The following is a 20,638-nucleotide window of genomic DNA, read 5'->3' on the forward strand; positions in this document are numbered from 1 at the left end:
ATGAAACTGAATATAAAAGATACGTTTACTAAACAACTACCTGCCGACCCGAAGTTAGAAAACACAAGGAGGCAGGTAGAAAAGGCTTGCTTTTCTTTTGTAACACCAAAACAAACGGCGAAGCCAGAACTGCTGCATGTATCTCCCGAAATGCTTGAAAATTTAGGGTTAACAGAAGCAGATGCTAAAAGCGATACATTTTTAAACATGTTAACAGGAAATGACGTTTATCCAAACACAAAGCCTTTTGCTATGTGCTATGGTGGGCATCAATTTGGTAATTGGGCAGGTCAATTAGGTGATGGCCGTGCTATTAATTTATTTGAAGTAGAACACAATAATAAACATTGGGCCGTACAATTAAAAGGGTCTGGCGAAACTCCATATTCTAGAACTGCCGATGGTTTAGCAGTGCTAAGATCTTCTGTTCGGGAGTATTTGTGCAGCGAAGCTATGTTCCATTTAGGGGTTCCAACTACGCGAGCATTGTCTTTAGCATTATCTGGCGATCAGGTTATGAGAGATATGCTTTATGATGGTAATCCGGCTTACGAAAAAGGCGCTATTGTTTCTCGTGTTGCGCCTAGTTTTTTACGCTTCGGAAGTTTTCAAATATTAGCCGCTAGAGGCGATACTGAAACTTTAAAGACACTTACAGATTATACCATCTCTAACTTTTTTCCTGAGTTAGGTAAACCTTCAAAAGAAACTTATATCGCATTTTTTAATGGGGTTGCACAACGGACCTTAAAAATGATTGTAGATTGGCAACGTGTTGGTTTTGTACATGGCGTAATGAATACCGATAATATGTCTATCCTTGGTTTAACCATAGATTACGGGCCTTACGGTTGGTTAGAAGATTTTAGTTATGGCTGGACACCAAACACTACAGATAGCCAACATAAAAGATATCGTTACGGAAATCAACCCAACATGGGACTTTGGAATTTATACCAACTCGCTAATGCGGTTTATCTTCTAATTGAAGATGTAGAGCCGTTGCAAGCTATTCTCGATAGATATCAAACTGGTTTTGATGAACAATCTTTTGCCATGATGCGCAATAAATTAGGGTTTGAAGAAGAAGATGAAAATGATAAAATTTTAATTCAGCAATTAGAAGAAAACCTTCATTTAACAGAAACGGATATGACGATTTTCTTCAGAAGTTTAAGTAACTTTTCAGAAGAAAATCCTTCCGAAGGTATTTCAATAGTGAAAGATGCTTTTTATAATTTAAATGAAGTTGAAGGTGCTATTGAAACCAAATGGCAGATTTGGTTTGATGCTTATGCCAAACGTTTAAATGTTGAAACAGTTTCTTCCGAAGAAAGAAAAGTTAAAATGAATGCTGTAAATCCGAAGTATGTTTTACGAAATTATATGTCGCAGCTAGCTATAGATGATGCAGATAAAGGCAATTATAAATTAATAGATGAATTATTCAATCTTCTAAAAAAACCATACGCAGAACAACCGGAAAACGAAAAATGGTTTGCTAAAAGACCAGAATGGGCGCGTCATAAAGCAGGCTGTTCTATGTTGTCTTGTAGCTCGTAATAACAATAGTTAAACAAAAAAACAGATGCAATTAGGTTTAGGAACAGCAGCTTTAGGACGGCCACAATATATTAATGTGCGTCAAGATGCTACAAACACGTCTGATCTAGAAGTTTTTAAAAAAGACAGTTTTTCTGTTTTAGAAGAAGCTTATCAATCGGGTGTTCGGTATTTTGATACCGCACCAGGTTATGGTTTAGCAGAGCAGTTACTTATAGATTGGTTGGCTACTAAAAATGATGATACTATAAAAGTAGCCACGAAATGGGGTTATACATACACGGCTAACTTTAATCCCGATGCTAAAATTCATGAAGTAAAGGAGCATAGTTTAGAAAAACTACAAGAACAATGGCAGGTTTCTAAACAATTACTACCATATTTAAAAGTGTATCAAATTCATTCGGCAACGCTAGAAACTGGTGTTTTGGAAAATGAAGATGTTTTAAAATATTTGGCTTTTTTAAAAAACACGCATCATATCAAAATGGGGATAAGCACAACAGGAGCTAACCAAGTTGAGGTTATCAAAAAAGCTCTGGATGTAAAAGTAGATGGCGAGAATTTGTTTGATGTTTTTCAAGTAACTTATAATTTGCTGGATCAAAGTTTAAAAGAAGTATCTAGCCTTTTATTGAAAGAGAACAAAACTGTTGTTATTAAAGAAGCTTTGGCTAACGGGCGCATTTTTAGAAATGAAAATTATCCAAATTATAATACGATGTATACGGCTTTAGAGCGTTTGGCAAATGTTCATCATGTTGGAGTAGATGCTATTTGTTTACAGTATGCTGCGCAAACTATTCCTGGGAGCACGGTTTTAAGTGGAGCAAGCAATAGAGAACAAATACAAGAGAATTTAAAAATGAATGGGTTTGTTTTATCTCAATTAGAATTAAAGGAACTTTCCAGTTTTAAGGTAGACTCTACTCAATATTGGGCAGAGCGCAAAGCCTTACAATGGAACTAGTTTAAATGGATACACATGCAAAAATAGCTTTAGGAGGTGGCTGCCATTGGTGTACCGAGGCTGTTTTTCAGGCTTTAAAAGGTGTTGTAAAAGTTGAACAAGGTTATGTGGCTTCTGTAGATTCAAGTACCTCTTTTTCCGAAGCCGTAATTATTCATTTTAATGAAGCTATTATAGCCTTAAGTGTGTTGATAGAAATTCATTTACATACACACAAAAGCACAAGCAATCACTCGATGCGCGATAAGTATCGATCGGCTATTTATTACTTTTCCGAAGTACAAGAAAAGGAAGCTATTGATGTTTTAAATAATGTTAAAAAGACTTTTGAAGAGGAAGTTATAACTGAAGTTTTGCCCTTTTCGGAATTTAAATTATCGCGAGAGGCTATTCAAAATTATTATAAAAAGAATCCTGAAAAACCGTTTTGTAAACAATTTATTAATCCTAAATTAGAATTACTGGTTAACAAGTTTTCAAAATACTTAAATAAAAATTAAGGAGTTTGATTTTCAAACGACTGATACTCAAAATAAATTCATGAAAAGTACTAAACTAAAAATTCAGAATAAAAAAGGCTTGGCATTACAAGCTCAGTTAGAGTTGCCTGCAAACCAAAAACCGAATCGTTACGCTATTTTTGCACACTGTTTTACCTGTACAAGCTCATTAAGTGCAGTAAAAAATATTAGCAGAGCCTTAACTAATTATGGTTTTGGAGTACTCCGTTTTGATTTTACGGGATTAGGAAGAAGCGAAGGTGAGTTTGCTGATAGTCACTTTTCTGCAAATGTAGAAGATTTAATAGCTGTTAGTGATTTTATGGCTGCTAATTATCAGGCGCCATCATTATTAGTGGGGCATTCGTTAGGTGGAGCAGCGGTGCTTTCTGCAGCAGCTAAATTAGATAATATAAAAGCTGTGGCTACTATTGGGGCGCCATCTACGGTAGGGCATGTTACTCATTTGTTTTCTCATGGTTTAGACAATGTTAAAGAAAAAGGTGAAGTTGAAGTAAATATTGGAGGGCGACCTTTTAAAATTGATAATGAATTTGTTGAAGATTTTGGTAAAACCGATTTGCCTTCAGTAGTGGAGAATTTACGTAAACCACTCTTAATTATGCATTCACCTACAGATCAGGTTGTAGGGATAAAAAATGCTGAAGAACTTTACCATAAAGCGATGCACCCTAAAAGTTTTGTTACTTTGGATGATGCCGATCATTTACTTTCAAAATCTAGAGATAGTAATTACGCTGGTAATGTTATCGGAACTTGGGTACAGCGTTATTTTGAGTCTCAAGAGAATGATATGCTAGAAACAAACGGCGAGCAACTTGTTGGGCATTTAAACCTTACGGAAGATAATTTCACAACCAATATACAAACGAAAAACCATAGCCTAATTGCCGATGAGCCTGCTTCTGTTGGTGGAGATAATTTTGGACCATCACCTTACGAGTATTTAAATGCTGGTTTGATAGCTTGTACGGCCATGACATTAAAAATGTATGCCGAACGTAAAAAATGGGATCTGCAAGAGGTTTTTGTTTACGTTACACATTCTAAAAAACATAGTGACGATTTAGGTTTAGAGCAAGAAAAATCTGGGTATTTGGACCATATTACTAAAAAAATAAAGTTAATTGGTAATTTAGATGAAAAGCAAAAGGCACGATTAAAAGAAATTTCGTCGCGTTGCCCAGTTCATAAAACTTTGGCTGGTGGTGTTGTTTTTGATACTACATTAATCGAAGACTAAGTGCCTTTAATAAAACATAGGTGTATTTCATTTATTATACTTTTAATTACAATTAAGTAAAAGAGGTTTTCTTAAGTAATATCAAGAAGATTTTCTTTGTAATCAATTATTTTTGCAGAAATTAATATCATTAGTTATGACTAAAACTTTACGCTACATTACATTATCCCTCTCAGTGTTTTTTATTAATGCTTGCGCAACTTATAAAACTCAAATTAATGATGTTAGCGATGCTAAATTTCCTAATAAGGAAATTAGTTATTCATTTTACTTAATAGGAGATGCTGGAAATTCGCCAATAGGTTCTGAGTCCGCTGGATTAAGAGCATTTAGAGAGGAAATTAATAAAGCTCCCGAACAAAGCACAGTATTCTTTTTGGGCGATAATATTTACCCTAAAGGATTACCAAAAAAAGGAGATAAAGGTCGTGAATTTGCTGAGTATCAATTAAAAATTCAAACGGAAGCCGTTAAAGATTTTAAGGGTGAAACTATTTTTATTCCTGGAAATCACGATTGGTATAGTAACGGATTAAAAGGTTTAAAGCGTCAAGAAAAGTACGTGGAAGATGCCTTAGGAAAAAATACGTTTTTACCAGAAGATGGCTGCCCTATTGAAAAAGTAGAGATTTCAGATGAGATTGAAATGATTATTATTGATACCGAATGGTATTTGGCTAATTGGGATAAGCACCCTACAATAAATGATGATTGCGAAATAAAAACACGATCTCGATTTTTTGAAGAGTTAGAAAGTTTAATAAAAAAGGCTCGCGGAAAATCGACTATAATTGCCATGCATCATCCTATGTTTACTAATGGTTTGCATGGAGGCGAGTACGATTTTAAATCGCACATGAAACCTTTACCGGTTTTAGGAACTTTAAAAAATGTATTACGCGAAACTACAGGTGTATCTCCAGAAGATCTTCAAAACAAAAAATATAACGAGTTACAAAAACGCGTAGTAACCTTAGCGCAAGAGAATGATAAGGTAATTTTAGTTTCTGGTCATGAACATAATTTACAGTATTTCGAAAAGTATAATTTAGCTCAAATTGTAAGTGGAGCTGGCTCTAAATCTACTCCAACACATAATGTAGCAGATGCGTTTTCGGCTAGTGTTCCTGGTTATGCGAGGTTAGATATTTTTAAAGATGGATCGTCGTTTGTTAGATTTTATTCAGCTGAAGAAAATAGAGTTATTTTTCAAACTGAAGTTCATGGTCCTGATAAAAAACTAGACGAGTCTGCCTTCGAAGATTCATTTGTAAAAACTAAAAAAGCATCGATTTACAGTGCTGAAGAGGTAGATAAAAGTGGTTTTCATAAAGTCATTTGGGGCGATCGTTATCGTGAGTTTTATGGTACAAAAGTAGAAGCACCTGTGGTAAACTTGGATACTATGTTTGGTGGATTAACACCTTCTAGAAAAGGAGGCGGACATCAATCTAAATCGCTTCAGTTAAAAGATAAAACAGGGAAACGCTACGTTATGCGAGCGCTTAGAAAAAGTGCTACGGTTTATTTACAAGCCATGGCTTTTAAAGATCAATATATCGCTGATGAGTTTGAAGATACGGTAACCGAGAGTGTTCTTTTAGATTTTTACACAGGTTCACATCCTTATGCGCCTTTTGTAACAGGGACATTGTCTGATGCTATTAATTTATTTCATACCAATCCAACTATTTATTATGTGCCTAAGCAAAAAGCTTTAATAGGTTTTAATGATGATTTTGGTGATGAGTTATATATGATTGAAGAGCATGTATCCGACGGTCATGGCGATGTTGCAAGTTTTGGTTTTTCGAATAAAATTGAAAGTACCGATGATTTAATGAAAAAACTTCGAAAGGACGAAAAGTATAAAGTAGATGAAGAATCGTATTTAAGAGCGCGTTTGTTCGATATGGTTATTGGCGATTGGGATAGGCATAGAGATCAATGGCGTTGGGCAGAATTTGAAAATGAAGAAACGGGTGAAGTTATTTATAAACCCATTCCGAGAGATCGTGATCAAGCATTTTCTATAATGGGAGATGGCGCATTAATGCAAGTTGCTACCAGAATTATTCCTTCGTTAAAATTAATGGAAGGTTTTAATGATGATATCCGAAATGTAAAAGGTTTCAACTTTAGTCCGTATTCTTTAGATATGACTTTCCTAAACCAAACAAGTAAAGCACAGTGGGAAGAACAAATTAAATTCATCCAAAATAATTTGACAGAAGCCGTTATTGATGACGCTTTTACTCATTTCCCAAAGGAGGTTCAAGGTGAAACGATTACCGAAATGAAACGAGTGCTACTAGAGCGCATTAAAAATTTATCAACTTTTGGAGTAGAATACTATAAGTTGCTTAATGAGTATGCTGTAGTAACAGGTACAGATAAAGATGATTTATTCGAAATTGAAAGGCTGCCTAAAGGAGAAACAAGATTGATTGCTAGTAGAATAAAAAATGGAGACAAGGGTATTGTGTTTTTTGATAAAACCTACTCCAAAGACGATACTAAAGAAATTTGGATTTATGGTTTAGATGATGAAGATGAGTTTCATGCTTTTGGAGAAGACGATCACTTAATTAAAGTACGTTTAATTGGTGGGCAAAATAATGATACTTATAATATTGAAAATGGTAAGAAAGTTGTTTTTTACGATTATAAATCTAAGAAAAACACCATTGTTGTTAATAATGGTAGAGATAAATTAACCGATGATTATGATACTAATGTATACGATTTCGCTAAACTTAAAACAAGCACTAATCAATTTATACCTGTTTTAGGAGCTAATCCAGATGATGGTTTTAAAATTGGCTTTTTAAATACGCTAACCAATTATGGTTTTGAGAGTAATCCGTTTAGTTCTCAACATACTTTTGGTGCATCATATTATTTTGCAACGAGTGGTTTTGATTTAGAATATACAGGCGAGTTTTCTAACGTAATAGGAAAATGGAATTTAGGTTTAAACGCTAAGGTTACAAGTCCAAATTATGCTATCAATTTCTTTGGTTTTGGAAATAGCACACCAAATTTAAATGTAGATAATGAGGATGTGTATAGTTTAGATTATAACCGTGTAAAGTATAGTACGTTATCTTTTGCGCCGTCTTTAAACTGGCGAGGTAAAATGGGAGGTCACTTTAAAGTAAGTTTAAGTTACGAGGCTATAGAAGTAGAAGAATCTACAGATAGATTTATTAATACATTTTATGTAGAAAATGGAGATGATAACCATAAACAATTTGCAGGTTTAGATGCCTTGTATACTTTTCAGAATAAAGATAATGAGGCTTTTCCAACTATGGGTATGCAAACAAGTTTACAGGTGGGTTATAAAACAAATTTAGAGGCTTCTAGAGGTTTTGGATATTTAATACCAGGACTTGGTTTCGATTATAAATTAATCCCTAGTGGGCAATTGGTTTTAGCGACTCAAGTTAAAGCGCATCTTATTTTTGGTGATGATTTTGAATTTTATCAAGCAGCAAGTTTAGGTGGAGACAATGGATTAAGAGGTTACAGGAATGAAAGATTCTCTGGTAAAAATGCATTCTATCAAAGTACAGATTTACGCTTAAATCTAACAAAACTTCGTACAGGCTTATTACCTATGAATATTGGGGTTTACGGAGGTTTTGATTACGGTCGTGTATGGATTGATAATAATTTAGCTTTAGAAAATAATGCCGCCTTTAATTCTAATAGATGGAACACCTCTGTTGGTGGTGGTGTGTTTGCTAATGCTGCCGATATTATGACGTTAAATTTATCGGCCTTTAATAGTGACGATGGTTTACGTTTTGCTTTTAAAGTTGGTTTTGGTTTCTAAGTATTAATTTAAGCTAAATTCATAGAGGTTACCATCGCTCCCGTGTGCTTTTTCATCGGTAATGTATAGCGTGTTATTGTCTTTAAAGCAAATGCTCTCTTTTTGAGATACGCGACCGTCAAGCGGAATTTCTTTGGAAGTTCCGTTAAAAAAACCGTCACCTTTAAAGTCTGTAAATACCCATACAGATTTTGGGCTTAACAACACGATAGATTTTCCGTCGTTACTAATATCTGCCGATGTTATCCAGCAATCAATATCGCTGCAAGTATTAAATGTTCCTAAAAGTTCAGCAACATGTTTTCCTTTTTTAGCAGGGACTTTATAGAGGGAGGTTTTTCCAAAATCGTTTTTCACACGGCTTTTAGTAAATAGGTAAAAGTTGTTGTTATGGAAGAAAAAAGCTTCGCAATCAAAATATAAGTTTTTGTTTTTAGGAGGAAATTTTTCTTGGTTAGGATAAGAGAACGAAATACGATCGATATCAACTTTTCCTTTATCATTCAGTGTCGATTTTTTAACTTTTAAAATAGCTAAATTTTCACGTTTACTATCGTTGTTTCCAAAGTCACCAATGTAAAGATTGCCTTCTTCATCTGAAGTTAAATCTTCCCAATCATGATTTTTAGCATCTATTTTTATTTCTTCTTTAATATTTCCTTTAGCTGAAACGCCGTAAAGTTTTGAGGAATTACCGCCGTCGTTAAGCATCCAAATATAGTCTGAGTTAACCGTGGTTTCTGCTCCAGAAACTTCATCTAAAGATTTTGGCAATTCCGCTAGAAATTTAATATTCTTGTTTTGGCAACCTGCACTAAGAATTAATAATGATATTATAAGTTTGTTCATCTGAGCTTTAAAATTTAAATGGTAAATTTACTGAGTTTTTTAAACTTATGAAGGAATACAATGTTATAATTATTGGCGGAGGCGCTGCGGGTTTTTTTAGTGCTATTAATATTGCGGAACAAAATCCCGATTTAAAAGTTGCTGTTTTAGAGCGTGGGAGCGAAGTGCTAACCAAGGTTAAGGTTTCTGGTGGCGGACGCTGTAATGTGACGCATGCTGAGTTTATGCCTGATGAATTAGTTAAAAACTATCCGCGTGGCGAAAAAGAATTACGAGGGCCTTTTCATCAATTTATGACGGGAGATACCATTGAGTGGTTTGAAAATAGAGGTGTACCTCTTAAAATTGAAGATGATGGGCGTATGTTTCCCGAAAGTAATTCTTCGCAAACCATTATCGATTGCTTTTTAGGTGAAGCTGAAAAGCATGGTGTAGAGGTTTTAAAGAATCACGCTGTAAAATCCTTAAAACATTTAGAAACTCATTATCAAATAGAAACAACTCAAGGTGATTTTTCAGCTGAAAAAATTGTGGTTGCAACAGGAAGTAATCCGAAAATTTGGAAACTTTTAGAAAGTCTAGGTCATACGGTTGCACAGCCTGTGCCGTCGCTGTTTACGTTTAATATTAAAGACGAACGTATTGCAGATATTCCTGGTGTTGTGGCTTTAAACGTAGAGGTAATCGTTGTAGATACTAATTTATGGAGTGAAGGTCCGTTGCTTATTACGCATTGGGGTATGAGTGCGCCTGCAATTTTAAAGTTGTCGGCCTTTGGGGCTATAGAATTAGCCAAAAGAGATTATAAGTTTGCTATTGAAGTTAATTTTATTCGTCAGGATTTTGAAACTTGTATGAATGCTTTAAAAGTCTTAAAACTCGATTTAGCTAAAAAAACCGTGTTTAAATCTACACAGTTTGATTTACCAAAACGCCTTTGGCATAAATTAGTTTTAGCATCTCAAATGACAGAAGATACCCGTTGGGCAGATTTAAATAAAATGCAATTAGAAGCTTTGGCTGGTCAACTTACTGCAGCTACGTTTCATGTAGATGGAAAAAGCACTTTTAAAGAGGAGTTTGTAACGGCAGGTGGTGTAAATTTAAAAGAGGTTAACTTTAAAACTTTTGAAAGTAAAAAACACGAAAACCTTTATTTTGCTGGCGAAGTTTTAAATATTGATGCTGTAACTGGAGGGTTTAATTTCCAGAATGCTTGGACGAGTGGTTTTATTGTGGCTAAGGCGATTTCTGCTTAAGGTTGAAAAAAACTTGCTATTTCGGAAGAAGTATAGTTTTTGAAAGGGTTTATACTATAGTCTAAAATAACATATGATATGTTGTGTTAGCTTCGTAGTTTTTGGAGATTTATTTCTTGAACTTACTCAAAATCCCTTTCCAGCGTAGATCTCTAATAAAGTTACCTTCTTCAGTAGAAACTAAAGGTGTAATATTTTCTTTTTTAGCTTTGAAATAACCCGACATATAATCTTTAAACAAGGCAATGCTTCCTTTTTTATAAGCAAGTTTTACTGCGGAAATTAAAGTAATTGTAAAACCATAACGCATTTTGTACATGGCTTCTCCTTGGAGATATTTGGAAGCTTTATTATAGCTAATGCCTGTAGGTTTTAGATGTTTTACATGCAGAGATTCATCAGTTACAAGTTCCCATCCATAATATTTTGCAAGTAACTCATCGACGGTATCCCAACCCATAGATGGTTTTAGTTTTCCTATTTGTAAGAAGCAAGATTTTCGATAAGCTTTTAAAGCGCCACGAATATGATCTTTATTAGTTAAGTTTTCTAAAACCCAATCGTTGTTTTTTTCTATGTAGCAAAAACCGGCTGCCATACCTAGTTTGGTATTTGCTTTAAAATGATTAGAAATTTGTTCTAAATAGTTCTCAGGAAAAATTAAATCGGCATCAAATTTACAAATGATATCGTAATCTTCATCTAAAACTTCAAAACCTTTATAAAAAGCATTTATAATTTTCGAGCCTGGTAAATGTGCTTCGGAAGATTGATTGTTTATTAAAGTGATAAACGGATACTTTTCCGCGTAAGCGCTAACAATGTTTTCTGTGTTATCGGTTGAGTTATCATTAACAATCACCACGCGTTTTGGTAAAAGGGTTTGCTTTACCAAAGATTCTAAGGTGAGTCCGATAGAACTTTCTTCGTTGTGCGCTGGGATTATTATGTGGATGTTCAACTGTTTAAATTTTAAGATTCAAAGTTAAACTTATTTATTCCGATTTATAATGGAATAGCCTAAATTCTTTCAGCATAAACAATATAATAACGCGGTGTAAAATGTCTTAAAATGGGACGAATTCCTAATTTTTTAGGAGGGTTCGTCCATTTTTTACGATCTATAATTTTCCAGCCGGCTTTCTCTAAAAGCCAATCGAATTGCCAATCTTCAAACTCATGATAATGACGATCTAGCATATCTGTTTTGCTTCTATATGCTGAAGAAAACCATAATTTAAGAGGTACACTGGCTACTAGTTTATCGCCTTTAATAGCTTTTAAAACCGTATAAGGTGAAAGTAAGTGTTCAAAAATTTCGAAGGCTGTAACAACTTCTGCATTTGCGTTTTTTATGGTTGAAGTATCTTCATCTAAATCTTCACCTTTTGTGTTTTCTACTATAAAACCATGGTCTTTCATGATTTTTGTAAACGGATTTACAACACCTAAATCTAAAACGGTTTCAGAGTTTGAAACATGTTTTTTTAAGAATTCAATGGTGTGTTTGAATCGTTTATTAGGAAAACTATTTTCGTACATTTTTAGTGTTTATAGGCAATAGCATTAATATTCATGCCGGCACCAACACTTGCGAAAATGATAATATCCCCTTTATTAATCTCTTGATTCTCTAGTTCTCCTTTTAAAATGATATCTAACAAAGTGGGGATTGTAGCAACGCTAGAGTTTCCTAATTTGCCGATAGACATTGGCATAATACCTTTAGGCATTTCTAAATTATAAAGTTTATAGAAGCGTTTTACAATAGCCTCATCCATTTTTTCGTTTGCCTGATGTATCAATATTTTTTTCACATCCTTTATATCTACTCCGATTTCATCGATACAAGATTTCATGGCTAGAGGCACATTTGTTAATGCGAATTCGTATATCTTACGGCCATACATTTTAATATAACGGCGATCTTCTTTTACCGTTGGATTATTGGTTTCCCCGAAATAAATGTAATGTGCTTCGTCTAAAGCGTAAGTAGCCGATTTGTGATTAAGGATTCCGCCTTCTTTATCTGTAGATTCAACAACTACTGCTCCAGCTCCATCAGCATAAATCATAGAATCGCGATCGTGTGGGTCTAAAATACGTGATAATGTTTCAGCTCCAATAACGAGACATTTTTTTGCTATTCCAGCTTTAATAAAAGCATTGGCTTGTATTACGCCTTGTATCCAGCCTGGACATCCAAAAAGGAGGTCGTAAGCAACGCAACTTGGGTTTTTAATACGTAATAAATGTTTAACACGCGATGCCATACTTGGCACGGTATCACTCTGGATACTATCATGGCGTACATCGCCATAATTATGGGCTACTATAATATAATCTAAATCTTCTCGATTAATTTTAGCGTTTTCAATAGCTTTTTCGGCTGCAAAAGATGCTAAATCAGATGTGTTTAAGTGATTTTTAGCATAACGACGTTCATCAATGCCAGTAATGGCCTTAAATTTTCTAACAATTACTTCATTAGGCGCGTTTATAACTGTGCCGTCGCTATTTAAAAATTGGTTACTGTGAAAATTTTCATTTTTTTCAACATTGTCAGGAATATAACTTCCTGTTCCGGTGATTTTAATATTCATATGTACTACTTCTTAATTTAAAAGGACTGCAATTGGAGTCCTCTTTACCTCTACATTTCTTTAAAAGAATACCGTAGTTAAGGCTAGGCTATTTTTTTAAAACTTTATATAACCAAAAACATCGATTAATTTTAAGCTCATTCAATTAAGAAAAAGGATGTAAAATTGCCGATATGGTTAATGTGCCGGCAATATAGAATCTTCTTAAAAATTGGCGAAATGCTTTTATTTTATTTTACGATGTTCAAGGCTTGTTTATGCTTCCATGTAAGCCTCAATTGGTGTACATGAACACACTAAATTTCGATCTCCATAAGCATCATCAACACGTCGAACACTTGGCCAAAATTTGTTTTCTCTAACGTAATCTAGCGGAAAAGCTGCTGTTTCACGAGAATAAGGGAAAACCCATTCGTCTGCTGTAATCATATCAAGCGTATGTGGTGCGTTTTTTAAAACGTTATTATCATCTTCTTTAGATACACTGTCTATTTCTGTTTTTATTGAAATTAAAGCATCACAAAAACGATCAATTTCAGCTTTACTTTCACTTTCTGTTGGTTCAATCATTAATGTTCCTGCAACAGGAAAAGAAACGGTTGGAGCATGAAAACCATAATCCATTAAACGTTTTGCTATATCGGTAACTTCGATGCCGTTAGCTTTAAAAGGACGACAATCTACAATCATTTCGTGAGCTGCACGTCCGCGTTCTCCAGAATAAAGCGTATCGAAACTACCCTGTAAGCGTTGTTTTATGTAATTGGCGTTTAAAATGGCGATTTTAGTTGATTCGGTTAAACCTTCTGCTCCTAACATTTTAATGTAACCATAAGAAATTAAACAAGCTAAAGCTGAACCAAAAGGTGCGGCAGAAATCGCTGTAATTGCTTTTTTTCCTCCTGTTTTAATAATAGGGTTTCCTGGTAAAAAAGGAACGAGTTGTTTGGCTACGCAAATTGGACCAACACCAGGGCCACCGCCACCATGAGGAATTGCGAAGGTTTTATGTAGGTTTAGGTGACAAACATCGGCTCCAATATTTCCTGGATTTGTTAACCCAACTTGAGCGTTCATATTCGCACCATCCATATAAACCTGTCCGCCGTTATCGTGAATAATTTGTGTAATTTCTTTAATAGCCGACTCATAAACCCCGTGTGTAGATGGGTAAGTAACCATTAAACATGCTAAATTATCTTTATGTAGTTCTGCTTTTTCGCGCAAATCATCAACATCAATATTACCTTCTGCGGTAGATTTTGTAACCACCACTTTCATACCGGCCATAACAGCACTTGCGGGATTTGTTCCGTGTGCTGAAGATGGGATTAAACAAATATTTCTATGATGATCTTTACGAGATTCGTGATACGCTTTTATTACCATTAAACCAGCAAACTCACCTTGAGCTCCAGAGTTTGGTTGTAATGATGTTGCTGCAAAACCAGTAATTTCGGTAAGTTGGTCTTCTAGTTTTTTGATAACTGTTAAATATCCTTTAGCCTGTTTAGCAGGAACAAAAGGGTGGATGTTTGCCCATTTAAAAATACTTAACGGTAACATTTCCGATGCAGCATTAAGTTTCATGGTACAAGATCCTAAAGAAATCATAGAGTGATTTAACGATAAATCCTTACGTTCTAGTAATTTTATGTAACGCATCAATTCGGTTTCTGAATGATGGGAATTAAAAATACCATTCGTTAAGAAATCTGATTGACGTTGAATAGTCTCTTCAATATTATTAAAAGCTTCAATAGCAGAAATTGTAATTGTTTTTTTATCGGCTGCTTTAGCAAAAACGGAAATTAAATAATTAATATCTCTAATTGATGTGGTTTCATTTATTGAAATAGTTACCGTTTTTTTATCAGGATAATAAAAATTCACCTTTTTTTCGGTAGCTACTTTCTTGATTTTTTTAGCTTTCGTTTTTATTTGAAGCGTATCAAAATAAGAAGAGTTTACTTGTTTGTATCCTAATTTCTCTAATTCATTAGCTAAAGTTACCGTTTTGTTGTGTACTTTATTAGCAATATGCTTTAAGCCTTTTGGACCGTGATAAACAGCATACATACTAGCCATAACAGCAAGTAATACTTGTGCTGTACAGATGTTTGATGTTGCTCTGTCTCGCTTAATATGCTGCTCGCGTGTTTGTAATGCCATTCGTAAGGCACGATTACCATTAGCATCTTTGGTAATACCAATAATGCGACCTGGAAGATCACGTTTGTAAGCTTCTTTTGTAGCAAAGTAAGCGGCATGAGGACCTCCGTAGCCCATTGGAATTCCAAAACGTTGTGTAGTTCCAAGAACTACATCTGCTCCAAATTTACCTGGTGCTTCTAGTTTTACTAAGCTTAGAATATCGGCAGCAACTGCAACTTTTATTCTGTTGCTATTAGCTTTTGAAATGAATGATTTTATATCGGTAATTTGTCCGTCTTTGCCAGGGTACTGTAAAATAGCACCGAAAAATTCTTCAGAAAAATTAAACTCTTCTTCTTTTCCAACAACTAATTCTATACCAATAGGGTTTGATCTTGTTTTTAGTAAAGACAGTGTTTGTGGCAATATGTTTTCAGAAACAAAAAATTTATTGATTCCTGCTTTTTTCTGATCACGCTCTCTAACAGCAAACAATAGACTCATTGCTTCAGCTGCAGCAGTACTTTCGTCAAGTAACGATGCATTTGCAATTTCCATTCCGGTTAAATCGATAACCATGGTTTGGAAATTTAAAAGAGCTTCTAGTCTACCTTGTGCAATTTCTGCTTGGTAAGGGGTGTAAGCTGTGTACCAACCCGGGTTTTCTAAGATGTTACGTTGGATAACCGCAGGTAAAATAGTTGGATGGTAGCCTAAACCAATATATGTTGTGTAGGCTTTATTTTTTTTCGATAACTCATGGATATGCAATAAATACTCATGCTCCGTCATCGGTTGATCCAAATCAAGGTCTTTTTTTAATCGAATATCATTTGGTACGGTTTCGTATATGAGTTGGTCTAAAGAATCGACACCAATTGTTGTTAACATTTTATTTTGATCGTCTGCACGAGGACCAATATGACGCAAAGCGAAAGCGTTTGTATTCATTATAGTTACGATTTGTTATAGATTTCGCAAAAATAAATAATAATTGATATTTTTTATGGAAGAAACGGGAAAGTTTTTAACCATTTAAAAGTGTTATCAACAGTTTGTTTATTTTTACAGCATGAAGCTAGTAAAACAACTTTTAAATTTTTATTTGAATAGCAGTATTCACGTGGCCTTATCGGTGTATGCTTTAACTTATATAACACTTTTGGAGTTTGGTTTTTCTTACGAGGAAAATGTGCTAAATTTTGTTTTTTACGCGTCGGTTACCGGATATAATTTTGTAAAGTATTTTGGAGTAGCCAAATTTCACCATCGCCGCTTGGCGAATTGGTTAAAAGCGATTCAAGTTTTTTCGTTTTTCGCTTTTATTTTGATGTGTTATTATGGGTTACAACTAAGCTTAATGACGCTAATGTGTATTGCAGGATTTGGGGTGGTTACTTTTTTATATGCTATTCCATTTTTACCAAAAGAATTGTTTTTAGATCAGCAGAATAATTTACGAAGTATTGGTGGTCTTAAAATTTACCTCATTGGCTTAGTTTGGATGGGTGTAACCGTATGTCTTCCTATAATAGAAAATGAATATGCTGTGTGTACCGATGTAATTATAACGGCTTTGCAACGCTATGTTTATGTACTTGTTTTAATGTTGCCTTTTGAAATTCGTGATTTGCAATACGATAGTTTGAAGTTATCTACCGTGCCACAAAAAATTGGAGTAAAGGGAACCAAGTTAATGGGGGTTATATTGCTGTTTGTTTTTTTTGTATTAGAATTTTTTAAAGATGAAACTCACCAAATAAAAATATTAGTACTGCTTATGTTGTCAATCCTTACAGGGGTATTGGTGTTGCTGTCTAGTAAAAAGCAAAATGTTTACTATGCTTCATTTTGGGTGGAAGCTTTACCTATTTTATGGCTTATTTTAATGCTTTTGTTTGATTAGCTAGTTTGTTCTGTTATAGCTTTATCTAAATCTTTTTTCATCTTTTCTTTACATTGCAGATCTAAACATTCTAAGTTAGATTTGTCGATAGTTTTTGTTAGCTCTGCGTTGTTTTTAGAATAGCATCTACAAGCTTTACAGTAAGTTAAATGCAAGTTAAGTTTTATTTTCTCCCATAAAGAAGCTTCTTTATATTGGGCTTTGTCGCATACCAGATTTGCTTCGTCGCAAGGCATGAATATGTTTATTTTTTTACTCATAATTAAAACCAATTTTCTTTTAAGCAATCGGCCATAGCAGTTCGTGCTCTGTGGATAATTACCCATAGGTTAGACGCAGTGATATTTAGTTCATTACAAATTACCTCTGTTTCATAATTAAGAATGGTTTTCATCTTAAAAACATTGGATTGCTTCTTTGGTAATTTGCTTAAACAATTATGTATGGCATCGCCTAACTCGCTGTTCTGCATACTGTCTTCGGCTGTTTTATCGAATGGGTCGGCAACACGTTCTTCTAGCCAATCACCTTCAGATTCTGCATCATTATATTGAATTCTAACTTCTGCTTTACCTTTGTTAGAATTAATTTTCCGGTAATGATCAATGATTTTTCGTTTTAAAATAGATATCAACCAAGTACGCTCACTTGCTTCTCCTTTAAAGTTTTTCATTGATTTTAAGCCAGCTAAAAATGTATCCTGTACCAAATCTTGCGCGATTTCACGGTCGCTTACACGGGTTACTGTGTAATTAAACAAGTAATCTGCATATAAATCTATCCACTTATCGGGATGTATTTCGTGTTTGGGCATAGTGTTACAATTTTCACCAAAAATAGGGTAAAAAAATGAATGATTAAAAGTGTTAACTATTAATTGAAGGATATTGCTAAAAATACGCTGCTAAAGTAACCCCATAAAAGCGAAAATAGAATATGCATTGCGGTTTCAAATGTTTTTCCTGTCCAAAGTTGTTTTGAGTAGATGAAGAATTGGAAAAATAAGCGAACTATCCAAAATACACCTAAGCCTAATGCTATTTTTTTACCTAAAACGGTTTCAATAATTTCTGATGCAGAGGTTAAACATAGAAGCCCCATTAAAAAAACGGTGAAAGCAATGAAAAATGTATGTGTTGTCATCATTTGTCGGTTTATTAAACTTAAAGACGACAATTCTTTTTTCCAACTAAAATATTTTGGAAAAAACGCATGTATTAGGGCTAAGAAGATTAATAGCGTTCCAATTATTTTTAAATGAATATACATGGTGTTGAATAAATTAAACGTTAATGTGAACAATTAAATATAGACATGAAAGGCGTGAATTTTACCTCGTTAAATGATGTGAATCCGGCACTTTTAAATGCTTGTTGCCAAGTTTTTCTTGAGAAGAAATGAGTAAAGCCGATTGAGAATGCTAGAAAATTAGGGAAATCTCGAAGGTGCTCTATCATAATTACATTCCCGTTAGGTTTGCATATTCTTTGGCATTCTTTTAAAAATTGTATTTTTTCTTCAAGAGACCGTATTTCGTGTGCTGCCGAAAGTAGAAAAACCACATCTACACTTTTGTCGTGAAGGGGAATGTGGTTGGTTTTTATTTGTTGCGTATTTGGATAAGTTAAACTCACTTTTCTTGCTCTTATAATTGCTGGTTCTGTATGCTTTTCAGCATTATAAAAATCAAATACTGCTAAATTAGATTTTGCTAATTTATCTTTAATAATATAGCTTGTTTCATCAAAGCCTGCATTAATATTAACTATTTTAGTGGTTTTTGAATTATTTAATTTTAAGTCTTTTAACCAATTGAAATCGTAATATCCAGAATAGTCATACACATAAGCTGAAACAATTAGTGGCATTATTAATCCGTAGCTAAAGGAGATAATAATTACCCAAAATAAAATAGCGTTCCATTGAAAGATGATATAACTCGATATTATTAGAGCTAAAACAAGTAAACCATAAACGTAAAAATGTCTATTGAAACTCAAAATATTTAAAACTCCTTGAAATTTTCTTCTTTTTAATTCCATAATTCTTTTCTTCCTTTTTTCCAGTAATACTGTATGTTTTCAATTATAAAAGCATTTGCTAATACTAGGTTGTTAAGTTTAAGCGTTTCTAAAAAATTCACATGATATGTGTTGATTTTTACTGGTTTGGGTTTCCAGTTCTGTCTTACACCTTCAATAATTAATACTTCTTTTGTTTTATCATTATATGTGAATGTAAATGGGAGTGGTCCGGCAAAACGTCTTGCTTCTTTCCAGTTTTTAAATGGAGAACCTTCGGGTAAAGGGATATCATCATTTTCCGAAGTATCTAGTTCTATTTTAAAATTAGATTTTACAGATGAAATTTCCTTAGTATGATGTTTATTGTAATGGTTTATATCGGTTGTTGTGTAGTTGTAATGGGTGAATATATTGCCTAAATACTCCATTTTTTTCTTATTGGTTTCAGATTTTATAATGTATAGTCCACGTAAGCGTTTGCCTTTATTGTTTGTATAAGTCACGAATATGCGAAAGCCAATCAAAAAGAAGTCGTTTCCCATAAACTTCGGAAATCTTTTCGGGCGTAATCCTTTTGTTTGTACCATGGCAACAGCAATAAAAGCATACTTGTTTTTAAAAACATCAAGCTCTAAGCAATCTGGAATTAAATCTTGAAGTTCTTCTTTCGGGACTGAAAACGTGAGTACTAGCGAGCTTTCAAAAAATGATTGAACTGCAAATGGATGGTTTTTAAGAAAAGTTAGCATGTTCTTTGTTGATTTTAAAGTTCGTGTAATAGATTATACTTATAAATAGTATCGCAAACAGCGAATTAAATGGGCCCCAAAGTAATAGGTCTGGAGCTAATAATAACTCAATTAAATTCATTATGGCTATTATAATAATTTGGGTATTTGCATTTAGTTTTGTTTTATATCGGCTTATAATCCAGATTGCCATTATAATTTCTGAGATTCCAATTAATATTGTTATAAATCTTGAGTTGGTATTCCCTAAAATACGTTCCACAATGTCTTGATGCCTTGGTACAAGATTTAGTACTTTGCAAAAGAGGCCGTTTGCTATCCAAACTAATGCAAAGAAATAGGTTAATAATTTTTGCGTATTCATTTTCTAAATATTTTAAACTTTCAGGAATTACTGAAAGTTTTATTTAAATTTTTTTATTTAATCAATTTCAATAAAGATTTGGTAATCCAGGTTTGTTCTTGATTTACAATTTTATTCATCATCGCATCGGCAGTTTCAGCTAAATCGTGAAGTGCTTTGGTTTGTTTAATAAGTTCTTTGGTTTTTTCGGTACCATCATCTTCAATAGAAGACACATCTTTAAGAATTTTGATAACCGGTTTAATTTCTCTTCGGCTACGTTCTTTTGCAATGTGTCTGGCAAGTTCTTGGACGTCTTTTTCTGTAGAAAAATATTCTTTACGTTCACCCGGAATAAGTTCTTTGGTAACAATCCCCCAATCCATTAACTGGCGTAAATTCATGCTAGTATTACCACGAGAAATTTTAAGTTCTCTCATGATTTCTTCCATAGATAATGCTTTGGTAGAAATAAAAAGTAAAGATTGTATTTGTGCCATAGCCTTGTTTATGCCCCATAATGTGCCTAAACTTCCCCATGTGCTAATAAATTTATCTTTCGCTTCTTGGTAATCCATACAGCAAAGATATATAATATTTCTAAACTTTCAGT

General features: G+C 33.9%; 19 protein-coding genes. 7 read left to right on the plus strand and 12 right to left on the minus strand.

The genetic code is table 11. From position 1 onward, the window contains the following. The 5 genes from M4I23_RS04125 (at position 1) to M4I23_RS04145 (ending at position 8,138) form a co-directional block, all read left to right on the plus strand. Positions 1–1,563, plus strand: a complete 1,563-nt coding sequence (locus M4I23_RS04125) for a YdiU family protein (protein WP_249753523.1) — start codon at positions 1–3, stop codon at positions 1,561–1,563. A 25-nt stretch (positions 1,564–1,588) separates the two neighbouring features. Beyond that, positions 1,589–2,533, plus strand: coding sequence for an aldo/keto reductase (locus M4I23_RS04130; protein WP_249753524.1), 945 nt, complete (start codon positions 1,589–1,591; stop codon positions 2,531–2,533). 5 nt (positions 2,534–2,538) lie between these two features. Next, positions 2,539–3,033 (plus strand): peptide-methionine (S)-S-oxide reductase, encoded by a 495-nt coding sequence (locus tag M4I23_RS04135; protein WP_249753525.1) that lies wholly within the window; start codon positions 2,539–2,541, stop codon positions 3,031–3,033. 40 nt (positions 3,034–3,073) lie between these two features. After that, positions 3,074–4,297 (plus strand): bifunctional alpha/beta hydrolase/OsmC family protein, encoded by a 1,224-nt coding sequence (locus M4I23_RS04140; RefSeq protein WP_249753526.1) that lies wholly within the window; start codon positions 3,074–3,076, stop codon positions 4,295–4,297. Between the two features lie 136 nt (positions 4,298–4,433). Next, complete coding sequence (locus M4I23_RS04145) at positions 4,434–8,138, plus strand: metallophosphoesterase (protein ID WP_249753527.1); 3,705 nt, start codon at positions 4,434–4,436, stop codon at positions 8,136–8,138. A gap of 3 nt (positions 8,139–8,141) precedes the next feature. Here the strand turns inward: M4I23_RS04145 and M4I23_RS04150 are convergent, their stop codons facing one another. Then, the gene (locus M4I23_RS04150) at positions 8,142–8,987 is read right to left on the minus strand and encodes a hypothetical protein (protein WP_249753528.1); all 846 of its coding nucleotides are present in this window, start codon (positions 8,985–8,987) and stop codon (positions 8,142–8,144) included. 47 nt (positions 8,988–9,034) lie between these two features. On the opposite strand from M4I23_RS04150, the gene M4I23_RS04155 reads away from it, so the two are divergent. Next, positions 9,035–10,246 (plus strand): NAD(P)/FAD-dependent oxidoreductase, encoded by a 1,212-nt coding sequence (locus M4I23_RS04155; protein ID WP_249753529.1) that lies wholly within the window; start codon positions 9,035–9,037, stop codon positions 10,244–10,246. Between the two features lie 109 nt (positions 10,247–10,355). On the opposite strand, the gene M4I23_RS04160 is transcribed toward M4I23_RS04155, so the two are convergent. The 4 genes from M4I23_RS04160 to gcvP form a co-directional block, all read right to left on the minus strand. After that, positions 10,356–11,207: a glycosyltransferase family 2 protein gene (locus tag M4I23_RS04160; RefSeq protein ID WP_249753530.1), complete on the minus strand. Its 852-nt coding sequence runs from the start codon at positions 11,205–11,207 to the stop codon at positions 10,356–10,358. 59 nt (positions 11,208–11,266) lie between these two features. After that, positions 11,267–11,788, minus strand: coding sequence for a methyltransferase (locus M4I23_RS04165; RefSeq protein WP_249753531.1), 522 nt, complete (start codon positions 11,786–11,788; stop codon positions 11,267–11,269). Positions 11,789–11,790: 2 nt separating this feature from the next. Next, the gene (locus M4I23_RS04170; protein ID WP_249753532.1) at positions 11,791–12,849 is read right to left on the minus strand and encodes a 3-oxoacyl-ACP synthase III family protein; all 1,059 of its coding nucleotides are present in this window, start codon (positions 12,847–12,849) and stop codon (positions 11,791–11,793) included. Positions 12,850–13,104: 255 nt separating this feature from the next. Beyond that, entirely contained in the window at positions 13,105–15,954 is a 2,850-nt protein-coding gene (gcvP, locus tag M4I23_RS04175; RefSeq protein ID WP_249753533.1) for an aminomethyl-transferring glycine dehydrogenase, read from the minus strand. A gap of 121 nt (positions 15,955–16,075) precedes the next feature. On the opposite strand from gcvP, the gene M4I23_RS04180 reads away from it, so the two are divergent. Next, the gene (locus M4I23_RS04180) at positions 16,076–16,909 is read left to right on the plus strand and encodes a hypothetical protein (protein ID WP_249753534.1); all 834 of its coding nucleotides are present in this window, start codon (positions 16,076–16,078) and stop codon (positions 16,907–16,909) included. Here the strand turns inward: M4I23_RS04180 and M4I23_RS04185 are convergent. The 7 genes from M4I23_RS04185 to M4I23_RS04215 form a co-directional block, all read right to left on the minus strand. Further along, the gene (locus tag M4I23_RS04185; RefSeq protein ID WP_233267626.1) at positions 16,906–17,169 is read right to left on the minus strand and encodes a hypothetical protein; all 264 of its coding nucleotides are present in this window, start codon (positions 17,167–17,169) and stop codon (positions 16,906–16,908) included. The two genes, M4I23_RS04180 and M4I23_RS04185, sit on opposite strands and share 4 nt — an antisense overlap. 2 nt (positions 17,170–17,171) lie before the next feature. Continuing rightward, positions 17,172–17,723, minus strand: coding sequence for a sigma-70 family RNA polymerase sigma factor (locus tag M4I23_RS04190; protein WP_158847182.1), 552 nt, complete (start codon positions 17,721–17,723; stop codon positions 17,172–17,174). 59 nt (positions 17,724–17,782) lie between these two features. Then, positions 17,783–18,055, minus strand: a complete 273-nt coding sequence (locus tag M4I23_RS04195) for a hypothetical protein (protein WP_306799982.1) — start codon at positions 18,053–18,055, stop codon at positions 17,783–17,785. Between the two features lie 143 nt (positions 18,056–18,198). After that, on the minus strand, positions 18,199–18,951 hold the full coding sequence (locus tag M4I23_RS04200; protein WP_249753536.1) for a class I SAM-dependent methyltransferase: 753 nt from the start codon (positions 18,949–18,951) through the stop codon (positions 18,199–18,201). Beyond that, positions 18,942–19,682, minus strand: a complete 741-nt coding sequence (locus M4I23_RS04205) for a DUF2071 domain-containing protein (protein WP_249753537.1) — start codon at positions 19,680–19,682, stop codon at positions 18,942–18,944. Before M4I23_RS04205 ends, M4I23_RS04200 begins: the two co-directional genes overlap by 10 nt. Next, positions 19,666–20,046 (minus strand): DoxX-like family protein, encoded by a 381-nt coding sequence (locus M4I23_RS04210; RefSeq protein ID WP_249753538.1) that lies wholly within the window; start codon positions 20,044–20,046, stop codon positions 19,666–19,668. The genes M4I23_RS04205 and M4I23_RS04210 overlap by 17 nt, the downstream gene beginning before the upstream one ends. A 53-nt stretch (positions 20,047–20,099) precedes the next feature. Beyond that, positions 20,100–20,603 (minus strand): GbsR/MarR family transcriptional regulator, encoded by a 504-nt coding sequence (locus tag M4I23_RS04215; RefSeq protein ID WP_158847192.1) that lies wholly within the window; start codon positions 20,601–20,603, stop codon positions 20,100–20,102. Between the last annotated feature and the right edge of the window lie 35 nt (positions 20,604–20,638).

It is taken from the genome of Algibacter sp. L4_22, from assembly GCF_023473045.1.
GTDB lineage: Bacteria > Bacteroidota > Bacteroidia > Flavobacteriales > Flavobacteriaceae > Algibacter.